This is a genomic window from Shigella sp. FC1661 (genome assembly GCF_001712525.1).
GTDB lineage: Bacteria > Pseudomonadota > Gammaproteobacteria > Enterobacterales > Enterobacteriaceae > Escherichia > Escherichia coli.
Genome location: NZ_MDGW01000487.1, coordinates 1 through 419, shown reverse-complemented (window position 1 = coordinate 419; position 419 = coordinate 1). Strand labels below are relative to the sequence as shown.

The window sequence follows — 419 nt, the reverse complement described above, 5'->3', positions numbered from 1 at the left end:
TCTGCCAGCTCCGTCTGGAGCCGCCGGGTTCCATATGTTTCGCGAGTGCGGATATGTGCCACCTTAATCTCCAGTTTTAGCCGCTCATCACTTTGTTTTCTGTCTGAGGGTTCATGCTGTACTGGATTTGCCCCTATATTTCCAGACATCTGTTATCACTTAACCCATTACAAGCCCGCTGCCGCAGATATTCCCGTGGCGAGCGATAACCCAGCGCACTATGCGGATGCCATTCGTTATAATGCTCGAACGCCTCTGCAAGGTTCTTTGCTGCCGTTAACCCGTCTGGTTTGGGCATGATACTGATGTAGTCACGCTTTATCGTTTTCACGAAGCTCTCTGCTATTCCGTTACTCTCCGGACTCCGCACCGCCGTGTTCTTCGGTTCAAGTCCCAACATCCGGGCGAACTGGCGTGTT

At 52.0% G+C, this 419-nt stretch carries 1 protein-coding gene and 1 pseudogene; both read right to left on the bottom strand.

The features are described 5' to 3' along the window. Positions 1–128: pseudogene (locus tag BFF42_RS21030) on the bottom strand (IS3 family transposase); the annotation flags it as partial. Between the two features lie 5 nt (positions 129–133). Then, positions 134–419: integrase core domain-containing protein (locus BFF42_RS21025; RefSeq protein WP_000318964.1), on the bottom strand; the 286-nt coding region annotated here is incomplete at its 5' end.